The organism is Acinetobacter sp. GG2 (assembly GCF_000292385.1).
Taxonomy (GTDB): Bacteria; Pseudomonadota; Gammaproteobacteria; order Pseudomonadales; family Moraxellaceae; genus Acinetobacter; species Acinetobacter seifertii.
This window is the reverse complement of record NZ_ALOW01000027.1, coordinates 1-14,418: the sequence shown is the minus strand read 5'-3', so window position 1 is coordinate 14,418 and position 14,418 is coordinate 1. Positions and strand designations below refer to the sequence as shown.

General features: G+C 39.0%; 10 protein-coding genes. 9 read left to right on the top strand and 1 reads right to left on the bottom strand.

What is annotated here, in order from left to right; all coding sequences use genetic code 11:
- Positions 1 to 80: 80 nt before the first annotated feature.
- The 5 genes from B554_RS0104890 (at position 81) to sucD (ending at position 7,833) form a co-directional block, all read left to right on the top strand.
- Positions 81 to 2,921, top strand: a complete 2,841-nt coding sequence (locus tag B554_RS0104890) for a 2-oxoglutarate dehydrogenase E1 component (protein ID WP_025465091.1) — start codon at positions 81 to 83, stop codon at positions 2,919 to 2,921.
- Positions 2,921 to 4,117, top strand: a complete 1,197-nt coding sequence (odhB, locus tag B554_RS0104885; protein WP_004705895.1) for a 2-oxoglutarate dehydrogenase complex dihydrolipoyllysine-residue succinyltransferase — start codon at positions 2,921 to 2,923, stop codon at positions 4,115 to 4,117. Before B554_RS0104890 ends, odhB begins: the two co-directional genes overlap by 1 nt.
- A 62-nt stretch (positions 4,118 to 4,179) precedes the next feature.
- Positions 4,180 to 5,613, top strand: a complete 1,434-nt coding sequence (gene lpdA, locus B554_RS0104880; RefSeq protein ID WP_002051272.1) for a dihydrolipoyl dehydrogenase — start codon at positions 4,180 to 4,182, stop codon at positions 5,611 to 5,613.
- Between the two features lie 148 nt (positions 5,614 to 5,761).
- Positions 5,762 to 6,928: an ADP-forming succinate--CoA ligase subunit beta gene (sucC, locus tag B554_RS0104875; protein ID WP_001048573.1), complete on the top strand. Its 1,167-nt coding sequence runs from the start codon at positions 5,762 to 5,764 to the stop codon at positions 6,926 to 6,928.
- A 14-nt stretch (positions 6,929 to 6,942) separates the two neighbouring features.
- Complete coding sequence (gene sucD / locus B554_RS0104870; RefSeq protein WP_000114637.1) at positions 6,943 to 7,833, top strand: succinate--CoA ligase subunit alpha; 891 nt, start codon at positions 6,943 to 6,945, stop codon at positions 7,831 to 7,833.
- Positions 7,834 to 8,243: 410 nt separating this feature from the next.
- On the opposite strand, the gene trpS is transcribed toward sucD, so the two are convergent.
- Complete coding sequence (gene trpS, locus B554_RS0104865; RefSeq protein WP_004705897.1) at positions 8,244 to 9,257, bottom strand: tryptophan--tRNA ligase; 1,014 nt, start codon at positions 9,255 to 9,257, stop codon at positions 8,244 to 8,246.
- Positions 9,258 to 9,462: 205 nt separating this feature from the next.
- Between trpS and B554_RS0104860 the strand changes: the two genes are divergently transcribed.
- The 4 genes from B554_RS0104860 to B554_RS0104845 form a co-directional block, all read left to right on the top strand.
- Positions 9,463 to 10,392, top strand: a complete 930-nt coding sequence (locus tag B554_RS0104860; RefSeq protein ID WP_019457178.1) for a DUF808 domain-containing protein — start codon at positions 9,463 to 9,465, stop codon at positions 10,390 to 10,392.
- Positions 10,393 to 10,418: 26 nt separating this feature from the next.
- Positions 10,419 to 11,318 (top strand): neutral zinc metallopeptidase, encoded by a 900-nt coding sequence (locus tag B554_RS0104855; RefSeq protein ID WP_004705901.1) that lies wholly within the window; start codon positions 10,419 to 10,421, stop codon positions 11,316 to 11,318.
- Between the two features lie 231 nt (positions 11,319 to 11,549).
- Positions 11,550 to 13,052, top strand: coding sequence for a cation:proton antiporter (locus tag B554_RS0104850; protein WP_019457177.1), 1,503 nt, complete (start codon positions 11,550 to 11,552; stop codon positions 13,050 to 13,052).
- 446 nt (positions 13,053 to 13,498) lie between these two features.
- A partial coding sequence (locus B554_RS0104845) for a BapA/Bap/LapF family prefix-like domain-containing protein (RefSeq protein WP_019457176.1) occupies positions 13,499 to 14,418 on the top strand: 920 nt, incomplete at its 3' end.

Genomic DNA, 14,418 nt, shown 5'->3' with positions numbered 1-14,418 from the left:
TACCGATTTGACATTATGCATCATGGGTGTGCTTAAAAGGCAGCCTGTAATATTTTTTGCAATAGGAAATGGGTCCACAAATGCAAGAAGTTGCTGACGCATTGCGTCTTGACACTGAACTTTCCGCTGATAGTGCAGCGTATATTGAAGAACTTTACGAGCAGTACCTGACTTCCCCAACCTCTGTAGCTGAGGACTGGCGCCAATATTTCGATAAATATCCAAAAGGTGACCAACCACACAGCGCTGTGCGTGAGCAATTCCTATTACTAGGACGTAATGCTAACCGTGTTCAACCTGTTGTACAAAGTACTGTAAGTACTGAGCATGAGCGTCGTCAAATTGGCGTTTTACAACTTATTGCTGCTTATCGCAATCGCGGACATCAAAAAGCTAAATTAGATCCATTAGGTCTTGCTAAGCGTGAAGATATTCCTGATTTAGATCTTTCAGCACATGGTTTAACCAAATCAGATTTAGACACAGTATTCAACACAGGCAATCTTGAGATTGGTAAGAGTGAAGCAACTCTTGCTGAAATGATTGAAGCAATGGAAGCGATCTATTGTGGTTCAATCGGTGTTGAATACATGCATATCGTGGACACAAAAGAAAAGCGTTGGATTCAACAACGTCTTGAAAGTGCCCGTGGTAAGTTCAATTACTCAAATGATCAAAAGAAAGGCTTCTTAGAGCGTTTAACTGCTGCTGAGGGTCTAGAAAAATATCTTGGTAATAAATACGTCGGCGCTAAACGCTTTGGTGTTGAAGGCGGCGAATCTTTTATTCCTATGGTAAACGAGATTATCCAGCGTGCTGGTGCTGTAGGTTGTAAAGAAGTTGTTATCGGTATGCCACACCGTGGCCGTTTGAACCTTCTTGTTAATATTATGGGTAAAAATCCTGCGGACTTATTTGGTGAGTTCGAAGGTAAATCAATTCATAAAAAAGGTTCAGGTGACGTTAAATACCACCAAGGTTTCTCAAGTAATGTAATGACTCCAGGTGGCGAAGTTCACTTGGCATTGGCATTTAACCCATCTCACTTGGAAATTGTTGGTCCTGTAGTTGAAGGTTCTGTACGTGCACGTCAAGTACGTCGTAGAGACATCGGCGGTGATGACGTATTACCAGTTATTGTTCATGGTGATGCTGCATTTGCAGGTCAAGGCGTGAACATGGAAACCTTCCAAATGTCACAAACTCGTGGCTATACGGTTGGTGGTACGGTTCATATCATTGTGAACAACCAAGTTGGTTTCACAACTTCTGATCCGCGTGATGCGCGTTCTACAGAGTACTGTACAGACGTTGCTAAAATGATTCAGGCGCCGATTTTCCATGTAAATGGCGATGATCCTGAAGCAGTTATCTTTGCTACTCAATTAGCACATGATTTCCGTCACGAATTCCGTAAAGATGTTGTTATCGATTTGTTCTGTTATCGCCGTCGCGGCCATAACGAAGCAGATGAGCCATCTGGTACACAACCATTGATGTATCAAGTAATTGCGAAGAAAGCAACTACTCGTACACTTTATGCTGATCAACTTGTACAACAGAAAGTACTTGATCGTGCTGAAGCGGATCAAATGATTGAAGATTACCGTTCTGACTTAGAAGCGGGTAATCATGTAGCAAACGCATTGATTCTTGAACCAAATACCAAAATGTTTGTTGATTGGACTCCATATTTGGGCCATGACTACACAGACGATTGGGATACTTCATTCGACTTGAACCGCCTTAAAGAATTAGGCGAGGGCATGAGCAAACTTCCTGAAGGGTTTGTAATGCAGCGTCAAGTTCAAAAAGTAATTGAAGATCGCGTGAAAATGCAAACTGGTGAAACTCCTTTGAACTGGGGTGCAGCAGAAACTTTAGCTTATGCAACTTTATTAGATGAAGACTATTTAGTTCGTATTACTGGTGAAGACGTGGGTCGTGGTACTTTCTCACACCGTCATGCGAAATTGCATAACCAAGCTGATGGTTCAACTTACATTCCACTTTGTCATGTTAAAGAGAACCAACCACGTTTTGCGATTTACGATTCTTTATTATCTGAAGAAGCAGTTCTTGCATTCGAATATGGTTACGCAACTACAATTCCTAAGAGCTTGATTATTTGGGAAGCACAATTTGGTGACTTCGTAAACTGTGCTCAAGTTGTGATTGACCAGTTTATTGCTTCTGGTGAGACTAAGTGGGAACGTGTTTGTGGTTTAACAATGTTGTTACCACATGGTTTCGAAGGTCAAGGTCCAGAGCATTCTTCAGCTCGTTTAGAACGTTTCTTACAGTTATGTGCTGAAGATAACATGCAAGTGATCACTCCAACGACACCTGCACAGATTTTCCATGCATTACGTCGTCAAGCTGTACGCCCAATTCGTAAGCCATTGATCGTAATGTCACCAAAATCTTTACTTCGTCATAAACTTGCAACTTCTACTTTAGAAGAACTTGCAAATGGTTCATTCCAAACTGTAATTGACGAAATCGATCAAATTAACAAGTCAGATGTAACTCGTCTTGTACTTTGTGGCGGTAAAGTTTATTACGACTTACTCGAAAAACGTCGTGAACAAAACTTAACTAATGTTGCAATCGTACGTATTGAACAGTTGTATCCATACCCAGAGCAACGTCTTGCGGAAATCTTGGCTGCTTATCCAAATGTGAAAGAACTCGTTTGGGCACAAGAAGAGCCGAAGAACCAAGGCGCATGGTTGTTTATTGCACCGCGTTTATATGACGATATCTTAAAATCTGGCAAACAAATCCGTATCAGTTTTGCAGGTCGTGAAGCTTCTGCTGCACCAGCTTGTGGCTCACCGTACTTGCATGCAAAACAACAAGCTCAGCTAATTAATGATGCATTGGCAATCGAAGCTGAACAATCAGGAGATTCTCAATAATGGCAACCGAAATTAAAGCACCGGTATTCCCAGAGTCTGTTGCAGATGGCACCATCGCAACTTGGCATAAAAAGGTGGGTGAACCTGTATCACGTGATGAAGTAATCTGTGATATTGAAACCGACAAAGTTGTTTTAGAAGTTGTTGCTCCTGCAGATGGTAGCTTGGTTGCAATCATTAAAGGTGAAGGCGATACAGTTCTTTCTGACGAAGTTATTGCTCAATTCGAAGCTGGTGCTGGTGCAGCGGCTGCTGCTCCTGCTGCGGTAGAACAAGCAGTTGCTCAAACTCAAGCTGGTGCAGCTCCTGTTGTTGAACGTACAGAAACTGTATCTGATCAAGCTCCTGCGGTTCGTAAAGCTTTAACTGAATCTGGTATTGCTGCTGCTGACGTACAAGGTACTGGCCGTGGTGGTCGTATCACTAAAGAAGATGTTGCAAACCATCAAACTAAACCAGCTGCTAACGTTACTCCGTTAAGTGTTGCTGTTGGTGAGCGTATCGAAAAACGTGTTCCAATGACTCGTTTACGTAAGCGTGTTGCTGAGCGTCTTCTTGCTGCAACTCAAGAAACTGCAATGTTAACTACATTTAACGAAGTTAACATGAAGCCAATCATGGAATTGCGTAAGCAATATAAAGATGCTTTCGAAAAGCGTCATGGTGCTCGTTTAGGCTTCATGTCATTCTTCGTTAAAGCAGCAACCGAAGCGCTTAAACGCTACCCAGCTGTAAATGCTTCAATTGATGGCGACGATATCGTTTATCACGGTTACTATGACATCGGTGTTGCAGTATCTTCTGATCGTGGTCTTGTTGTTCCAGTATTACGTGATACTGACCGTATGAGCTATGCAGAAGTTGAAGCAGGTATTGCTGCTTATGCTGGTAAAGCACGTGACGGTAAATTATCTATCGAAGAAATGACTGGTGGTACTTTCACAATCACTAACGGTGGTACTTTCGGTTCATTGCTTTCAACTCCTATTTTGAATCAACCGCAAACTGGTATCTTGGGTATGCACAAAATCCAAGAGCGTCCTATGGCGGTAAATGGTCAAGTTGAAATCTTGCCAATGATGTACTTAGCGCTTTCTTATGACCACCGTATGATCGATGGTAAAGAAGCTGTAGGTTTCTTAGTAGCAATCAAAGAATTGTTAGAAGAGCCAGCTAAACTCATCCTTGATCTTTAATTTCTTCGAATAAATACCTACCAGGATAGAGCGATCCTCTATCCTGGTTTATGGAGATAAAAATGTCTCAACAATTTGATCTTGTTGTCATCGGCGGTGGTCCTGGTGGTTATGAAGCTGCGATTCGTGCTGCTCAACTAGGTTTCAAAGTCGCTTGTATTGAAAAACGTATTCACAACGGTAAGCCTTCTTTAGGTGGTACTTGCTTAAACGTAGGTTGTATCCCTTCTAAAGCTTTGCTTGATTCTTCTCATCGTTATGAAGATACAGTGCATCACTTAGCTGATCACGGTATTACAACTGGTGAAGTGAATTTCGATCTTGCAAAACTTCTTGCTCGTAAAGACAAAATTGTTGACCAATTAACTGGCGGTATCGATCAATTGCTTAAAGGCAACGGTATTGAGTGGTTAAAAGGTACAGGTAAATTACTTGCTGGTAAAAAAGTTGAGTTCGTTTCTCATGAGGGTGAAACTCAAGTTTTAGAACCTAAATACGTAATTCTTGCGTCTGGTTCTGTGCCTGTAAATATTCCTGTAGCTCCTGTAGATCAAGACATTATTGTTGATTCAACTGGTGCATTAAACTTCCCAGAAGTACCTAAGCGTTTAGGTGTGATCGGTGCTGGTGTAATCGGTTTAGAGCTTGGTTCAGTATGGCGTCGTCTTGGTGCTGAAGTTGTTGTATTTGAAGCAATGGATGCATTCTTGCCAATGGCTGATAAAGCTTTGGCAAAAGAGTACCAAAAGCTTTTAACTAAGCAAGGTCTTGATATTCGCGTTGGTGCTAAAGTTTCTGGCACTGAAGTTAATGGTCGTGAAGTGACTGTTAAATACACTCAAGGTGGCGAAGAAAAAACTCAAACTTTTGACAAATTAATCGTTTGTGTTGGCCGTAAAGCATATGCAGAAGGTTTATTGGCTGAAGATTCAGGCATTAAATTAACTGAACGTGGTTTAGTTGAAGTAAATGATCACTGTGCAACTTCTGTAGAAGGTGTATACGCGATTGGTGACTTGGTTCGCGGTCCAATGCTTGCTCATAAAGCAATGGAAGAAGGTGTAATGGCTGTTGAGCGTATTCACGGTCACGCAGCTCAAGTGAACTATGACACAATCATTTCTGTTATCTATACACACCCTGAAGCGGCGTGGGTAGGTTTAACTGAAGAGCAAGCTAAAGAAAAAGGTCATGAAGTAAAAACTGGTCAATTCGGTTTTGCTGTAAATGGTCGTGCTTTAGCGGCTGGTGAAGGCGCAGGTTTTGTTAAGTTCGTTGCTGATGCAAAAACTGACCGTTTATTAGGTATGCATGTCATTGGACCTGCAGCATCTGATATCGTTCACCAAGGTATGATCGCTCTTGAATTTGTATCTTCAGTTGAAGATCTTCAGTTGATGACTTTTGGTCACCCAACATTCTCTGAAGTTGTTCATGAAGCTGCACTTGCTGTAGATGGTCGTGCAATTCACGCGATTCAACGTAAGCGTAAATAAAATTAAAGAGCGGTTCTCCGCTCTTTTTCACATTCGATGGTGTGATTAAAAAATCATCAAGTTGATAGACGTAGACAGCAATTTGCATATACAACATGAGAATGTTGCGCAAATTGAAGACAACAAACAAAGTTAAGTAGGTAACTAAATGAACTTACATGAGTATCAAGCTAAAGCGTTATTGAAAGAATATGGTATGCCGGTACAAGAAGGTATCTTGGCAACCAATGCAGACGAAGCAGTTGCTGCATTTGAACAGCTTGGTGGTAAATTCGCTGTAATGAAGGCGCAAGTTCATGCTGGTGGTCGTGGTAAGGCTGGTGGCGTTAAAGTTGCAAAATCTAAAGAAGATGTTATCGAATTTGCAAACAATATCATTGGTACTCGTCTTGTAACGTATCAAACTGATGCAAATGGTCAGCCAGTAAACAGCATCATTGTTGCTGAAGACGTATATCCAGTTGAGCGTGAGCTTTACTTGGGCGCGGTTGTAGACCGTTCTAGCCGTCGTATTACTTTCATGGCTTCTACAGAAGGTGGTGTAGAAATCGAGAAAGTTGCTGAAGAAACTCCAGAAAAAATTATCAAAGTTGAAGTTGATCCATTAGTTGGCTTACAACCATTCCAAGCACGTGAAGTTGCGTTTGCTTTAGGTTTGAAAGACAAACAAATCGGTCAATTCGTAAAAATCATGACAGCTGCTTACCAAGCATTTGTTGAAAACGATTTTGCTTTATTTGAAATTAACCCACTTTCAGTTCGTGAAAATGGCGAAATTTTATGTGTAGACGCGAAAGTAGGTATCGACTCTAACGCGCTTTACCGTTTACCTAAAGTTGCTGCTTTACGTGACAAATCTCAAGAGAATGAGCGTGAATTAAAAGCATCTGAATTTGATCTTAACTATGTTGCTTTAGAAGGTAACATTGGTTGTATGGTTAACGGTGCTGGTCTTGCAATGGCAACTATGGACATCATTAAACTTTATGGTGGTCAGCCTGCAAACTTCCTTGACGTTGGTGGCGGTGCAACTAAAGAGCGCGTAATCGAAGCGTTCAAAATCATCCTTGCTGATACATCTGTACAAGGTGTTTTAATCAACATCTTCGGTGGTATCGTACGTTGTGACATGATTGCTGAAGCAATTATTGCAGCGGTTCAAGAAGTAAACGTAACTGTTCCAGTTGTTGTTCGTTTAGAAGGTAACAACGCTGAGTTAGGTGCTAAATTACTTGATGAATCTGGTTTGAAATTAATTTCTGCGAACGGTTTGTCTGATGCCGCAGAAAAAGTTGTAGCTGCAGTTAAAGCGTAAGGGGAGTATCAATCATGAGCGTATTAATTAATAAAGACACTAAAGTATTGGTACAAGGTTTTACTGGTAAAAACGGTACTTTCCACTCTGCACAAGCTTTAGACTACGGTACAAAAGTTGTTGGTGGTGTTACTCCAGGTAAAGGTGGTACAACTCACCTTGACTTACCAGTATTCAACACAATGAAAGAAGCTGTACGTGAAACAAATGCAGATGCATCTGTAATCTATGTACCAGCTCCATTCGTTTTAGACTCAATCGTTGAAGCGGTTGATTCAGGTGTTGGCCTAATCGTTGTGATCACTGAAGGTGTTCCAACAATCGACATGCTTAAAGCAAAACGTTATTTAGAAACTAACGGTAACGGTACTCGTTTAGTTGGTCCTAACTGCCCAGGCGTGATCACTCCAGGTGAATGTAAGATCGGTATTATGCCTGGTCACATCCACCAACCAGGTCGTATTGGTATTATCTCACGTTCAGGTACATTGACTTATGAAGCGGTTGCTCAAACAACTAAGCTTGGTTTAGGTCAGTCTACTTGTATCGGTATTGGTGGTGACCCAATCCCAGGTATGAACCAAATTGAAGCTCTTCAATTGTTCCAAGACGATCCAGATACTGATGCAATCATCATGATCGGTGAGATCGGTGGTACAGCGGAAGAAGAAGCTGCTGAATTCATCAAATCTAACGTGACTAAGCCTGTAGTAGGTTACATCGCTGGTGTAACTGCTCCTAAAGGTAAGCGTATGGGTCACGCTGGTGCGATCATTTCTGGTGGTCAAGGTACTGCTGAAGAGAAATTTGCTGCATTTGAAAAAGCAGGTATGGCTTACACTCGTAGCCCAGCTGAGCTTGGTTCAACTATGTTGCAAGTATTAAAAGAGAAAGGTTTAGCTTAATAGCTTCCTTAAATCTTTAAAAAAATACCGCATCTGAAAAATGATGCGGTATTTTTTGCATCATTGAAAAGTAGCATAAAATGAAATAAGAAATAATAAGGCTAAAAAAAGACAAAAAAATACGCAATGATTGGGGTGATCACTGCGTAGAACAACGAATCTGTTAAAAACAGTTTCGGCTTAAGGAGAAATGTCGTGAGGTTCGTATCAACCTACTTGAGCTATATTAGTTAAGGTTTAATATTTCTTCATTAAGGTTCGCGTTAATTAGTGTTACTTCACGTTAAAAGGGTAAGTGCATGTGAATCATTATAAATATATTAACAATGTAAAATTTTAAACTATTGAATCTTAATGTAATTATAAAAAAAAGCCCCGTAGGGCTTTTTACTTATATGTTTACTCTAGAGTTAAAACTTAAATAAGCCTAAGCCATCTTTAACTTCATCTAAAGTTTGTTGAGTAATGATTCGGCATTTGTCAGTACCTTGACGTAAAACATCCATAATGTAATCAGGATCTTTAGCAAGTTCTTCACGGCGTTCACGAATAGGTGTAATTAATTCTTTTAACACACCTTCAAGACGTTTTTTAACAGTACCGTCACCAAGACCACCGCGGCGATAATGCGCTTTTAATTCTTCAACTTCTTCTTTATTTGGATCAAATGCATCTAAATAAGTAAATACAATGTTTCCTTCAACTTGACCTGGATCTTCAATACGAAGATGATTTGGGTCTGTGTACATCGCATTTACAGCTTTCTTAATGTCTTTGTCAGAAGCATTTAAAACAATGGTATTGCCTAATGACTTAGACATTTTCGCTTTACCATCAAAACCTGGTAAACGAGCCATATTAGAAAGTAAGGCTTTACATTCAGGTAAAAGGTCTTGACCAATTTGGCGATTCACACGACGGACCACTTCATTGGTTTGTTCAATCATTGGAATCTGATCTTCACCCACTGGTACTACAGTTGCTTTAAAAGCCGTAATATCAGCAGCCTGTGCAACAGGGTAGCAAAGGAAACCAGCAGGAATGTCACGTTCAAAACCACGCATTTGAATTTCAGATTTGATGGTTGGGTTACGTTCTAAACGAGCTACAGTTACAAAGTTAAGATATAACATTGTAAGCTCATTCAATGCTGGTAAACATGACTGTACGCAAATCGTGGTCTTAGTTGGATCAATACCAACTGCTAAATAATCTAGAGCAACTTCCAAAATATTGCGACGTACTTTATCTGGGTTATCTGCATTGTCAGTTAGGGCTTGTGCATCTGCTAATAAGAGATGTTGATGATGGCTATCCTGTAAACCTACACGTGAACGCAAAGAACCGACAAAATGCCCAAGATGAAGTTGTCCGGTTGGGCGGTCGCCTGTCAAAATAATTGGACGCTGATCAACATTACTCATTATTTATTCCACTATCGTATTGGCTTAATCAGGGATAGTAAGCCCTGTAATATAAAGATTGGCATTATTGTACGGGAAATAAAATTTTTTCGTCAGCGATTGGTTAAACTTTCTTAAAATAATATTGTGAATTTATTCAGTAAAATTACAGAAATTAGAATATTTCATCTTACAATAGTCAGATAAATACAAACTTGGATAAGAAATGGCAAGTGGCTTACTTTTATTACTAGATGATATTGCAACAATTTTAGATGATGTCGCTTTAATGAGCAAAATGGCAGCAAAGAAAACTGCTGGTGTTTTAGGAGATGATTTGGCTTTAAATGCACAACAGGTAACAGGTGTGCGCGCTGATCGTGAACTGCCTATTGTGTGGAAAGTCGCTAAAGGTTCATTAGTTAATAAGCTTATTTTAGTACCTTTGGCTTTATTAATTAGTGTGATTGCTCCTTGGCTGATTAACCCGCTATTGATGCTAGGTGGCTTATTTTTATGTTATGAAGGTGTTGAAAAGGTTCTTCATACCATCATGCATAAAAAAGCTTCGACCTCTGAAGAAGCAGAAAAAGAGTTTAATAATGAAGAGTTGGATTTAGAAGCTTTTGAAAAAGAGAAAGTAAAAGGAGCTATTCGAACTGACTTTATTTTATCTGCTGAAATTGTTGTTATTTCTTTAGGTACGGTTGCTACTGCTGCTTTAATGACAAAAATAAGTGTACTTAGCATTATTGCTGTCGTGATGACGCTAGGTGTTTATGGCTTGGTTGGTGTGATTGTTAAAATTGATGATTTAGGATTATATTTAACCAAACAAGCTGCTTCTTTCAAACAAACATTAGGGCGTGGATTACTTGCTTTTGCTCCTCTTTTGATGAAGTTACTTTCTATTGTTGGAACTATTGCAATGTTTTTAGTAGGTGGAGGGATTATTAACCATACGATTCCTTTACTTCATCATATTACTGAAGATACGGTCGATCATTTAGAAACTATACCTGCGGTCGGAAATATTATTGGTGCTTTAACACCAACATTGATGAACTTTGTGATAGGAATGATTGCTGGTGCAGTTGTATTACTTATCGTAAGTTTAATACAAAAAATTTGGCCTAAAAAAGCATCGAACTCTTGATGCCATTCTAAAATAAGAGGGAAATTATGCGTTGGAGAGATCGTAGAGTCAGTACCAATGTTGAGGACCGTCGAGGTGGGGGCGGTGTTAAAGCAGGTGGTATTAGTATTATTGGTTTGGTCGTAGCATTTGTTGCATGGAAATTTTTTGGCGTTGATCCACAAATGGCCTATCAGGCAACGCAGCAGGTTACTGCTTCACAACAATCAAATGAAACTGCACCGCAAACTTTGACACCTGAGCAAAAAGAAGCTTCAGATTTTGTTGGAACAGTATTAGCTGATACAGAAGATACCTGGACACCTATATTTAAACAGTTAGGTAAAACTTATACGCCACCAAAGTTGGTTTTATTTAGTGGAATGACTCGTTCAGGTTGTGGCACTGCTCAATCTGCTATGGGGCCCTTTTATTGTCCGGCTGACCAGAAAGTTTATATTGATACTGAATTTTTTAAAGATATGCGTGAGCAAATGGGTATCTCGGGTGAGCAAAATAAATCAGAGCTATCTCGCCAAGATCAGGCAGGTGATTTTGCACAAGCCTATGTTGTTGCGCATGAAGTGGGCCATCATGTTCAAACCTTGCTTGGTATTTCTTCGCAAGTGCAACAAGCTCGTTCGCAAGTCAGTCAGAAAGAAGGTAATCAGTTATCTGTTCGTCAAGAGTTACAAGCTGACTGTTTAGCAGGTATATGGGCAAATCATAATCAACAGCGTACTCAGTTTTTAGAGGCAGGCGATGTTGAAGAAGCAATGGATGCTGCTCAAAAAATTGGTGATGACTATTTACAAAAACGTGCAACAGGTCAAGTTGTGCCTGATAGTTTTACCCATGGCACCAGTGAGCAAAGGATGCATTGGTTTCAAGTGGGCTTAAAGTCAGGTGATATTAATCAATGCGATACTTTTAATAACGCTATTTGAACTACAAAGATGAGTTTGCCATAGGTTCAGGTGAACTCATTTTTTATAATCTCTCTGATTCATAATTAATGTTAAGAAATTTAACTGATTGCTATAGTACTTAGCGTAATTCGTTAAACTTATATTCTAACTTTTAACTGCTTGGGCACACATGTAGTGCCCATTTTTTCGCTCTGTTCAGTTTAGCTGTCTAGGTTTTTATTTGGTCATTGACCCAGAAGAAGGGTGTTCATGGGTAATTTTTTCTTATTACAAGCATTTACGGTTGTATTTGCCTTATCAATTGCAACCACTATATTCAATAAGCGTATTTTAGGCTTTCCTCAAGCGATTGGCGTACCTCTTGTTTCTGCAATTTTTGTCTTCATTTTGCAATGGGGCGCCAGTCTCTTAAATGGTAATCAGTTCATTAGCATTAATATTCATAATATTGAAAATGCAGTTCGAAATATTGATTTCTATGACTTTTTAATTAATGGTGTTATTTGTTTTATTCTGACATCTTCAGCACTTAAATTTAAAATTTCAGATTTAAGAAGTTATTGGAAACAGATTAGTATTTTAGCAACGATTGCACTCGTTATCTGCGCAGTATTGTTTGGTGGTTTACTTTATGGTTTCCAATTGTTGATTGGCCATCATGTACCAATATTGGTTCTTCTATTGTTAGGTGCTGCCTTGGGTGCAACAGACCCCATTGGTATTAAGGGCGTTTTAAGTTCGATTCGGGCACCTCATCATCTTATGGTGAAATTAGAAGGCGAGTCTTTATTTAATGATGCGATGTGTATTGCATTATTTATGACACTGCTTAATGTTTTACAGGGTGAACATTTTTCATTAGTTACAACGTTGGAAGCTTTACTTTATGAAATTGTGGTCGCCATTGGTATTGGATGGGCATTTGGTATAGGAACATTACGTCTATTACGTGGTAAGCACGAAATGGAATCCTTGATTTTAACGACGGCATTGCTGGCCAGTGGCGCATATCTGGTAGCTTTATTCGCCCATGCATCTGCACCAATTGCTTGTGTGATTGGGGGGTTAATTGTTGGAAATAAATGGAAAGAAATTCGTGAAGAACGTGAGATTAGAGAAGTTAACCATTTTTGGCATACAGTAGAAGGAATTATCAATTCATTTTTATTTACTTTAATTGGTCTTGAATTATTTATTCTAGATTTAAACTTTAGTCTGATTTTGGGTGGAATTGTTGCTTTCCTTATTCTGCATATTTCGCGTTTTGCGGCAAACTTTATGTCTTTTGCCTTCTTCCCAACAATGCGAAAGACCAAAAGTTACAATGGTAGTTTAACCATTTTATCTTGGGGAGGGGTTAGGGGTGGCATTTCACTTGCTTTAATTTTAGCAGTTGCAAATATTCCCGCGCTTAGCCCTTACAGTAGTATTCTCATTGGATACACCTTTATTAGCGTATTGTTATCTGGTGTAGTGTGTGGTCTGGGCTTACCAGCGGTAATGAATGCCTTTTATTATAATCCAAATGAAGAAAAGGAAGGGCTTAAAGGTTTTTATCAAAAACTATGTCATAAAATGAACCGCCGTGGTTTTCAATATGTAGTTGGAGAAGATGTGTTGGGAAGAGAAACAATCACAATCTTTAATCCAGATGTTATTGTTGATCAAAAAACTGAAGATGGTATTGCAACTATGCATGATCCAAATAAGTTACAAGAAGTAAAACGCTTTGAAAGCCCTGACAATTTTTAGAACAACTTAAAAGTGCATTTAATTAAAATTAAAAAGTATGGCTTTAGTGTAATAATAAAATATTCACTAAGGCCATTTTTTTTCTATATATATCATTAATAATATATTTTATTTTGTTTAAATATTAAAGGTTGTTATATAAAGATTTGAATTGAGATAACTTTCAATAATTAAAAGCTAAATTTGTTTTATATATAAAACATTTAATTTATGTTTATTTAAAATTATAAGAATAAGAACGAGAATTTTATTTATATAAAATTTGTATTAATTAGTTTTTTTTCTTTGAGGACTTTAGTATTTGTTTTTTTTATTTTAAAGTGGTTAATGTAAAAATGATCACATTACTTAATGTTTTTAAGTTGTAGGTCAAAAAACTCAAAAACGTTAAGTGAAAAAAATTATCATAAAATCATTTAAATCAATAATATAAAAGGAATATAGATATGCCTGAAATACAAATTATTGCCAAGGAAAGTCATAATACCTTGTCAACAATAAAAGGGACTTCTGCCAAACTCTCAGAAGCTTCGGTGGTATTGGTAAAAGTAGCTGCTAGTGATGTATTAGTAGTGAATAGGGAGGGTACCAATGCAGTAATTCGTCTTAAAAATGGCGAAACTATTGTTATTGAAGACTTCTTTAGTGGCACAGCTGAACCTGCTGACAATAGTCTTGTTTTCCAAGACCAGAATGGACAGTTGATTTGGGCAAAATTTAAAGATGCTGAAAATGATGCGGATGCAGACAGCGATGCAGATGCGGATGCTGACAGCGATGTGGAACCGCAGGCCCTGTTAGGTGAGGATTTACCAGCAGCATTACCAGCAGAAGCTCCTCAAGCGCTAGTATCTGATGTTATTTATCAGCCTATTTCTTCAATTGAGCCGTTACTTTATCACGATGCTGGTTTGAACCCATGGTTGTTGGCAGCCATACCTTTGGTTGCGGGTGGTATTATTGCTGCTGCGTCCAATAGTAGCAATGATTCTTCAAATCCTGCGGATACTACTCCTCCAAACACAAATGGTGTTACTTTTTCAGTTGATCCTATTACTTCAGACAATGTCATTAATGCTTCAGAAGCATCAGGTAATGTTACGGTTACAGGTGTATTGAAAAATGTTCCATCAGATGCGGCGAATACGGTCGTAACTGTTGTAATTAATGGGGTTACGTATACAGCAACTGTCGATAAAGTAGCGGGGACATGGAGTGTAAGTGTACCGGGTAGTGGTCTGGTTGCAGATGCAGATAAAACGATAGATGCCAAAGTAACGTTTACAGATGCGGCAGGTAACAGCAGCAGTGTTAACGATACACAAACTTATACAGTAGATACGACAGCACCGAATGCACCGGTATT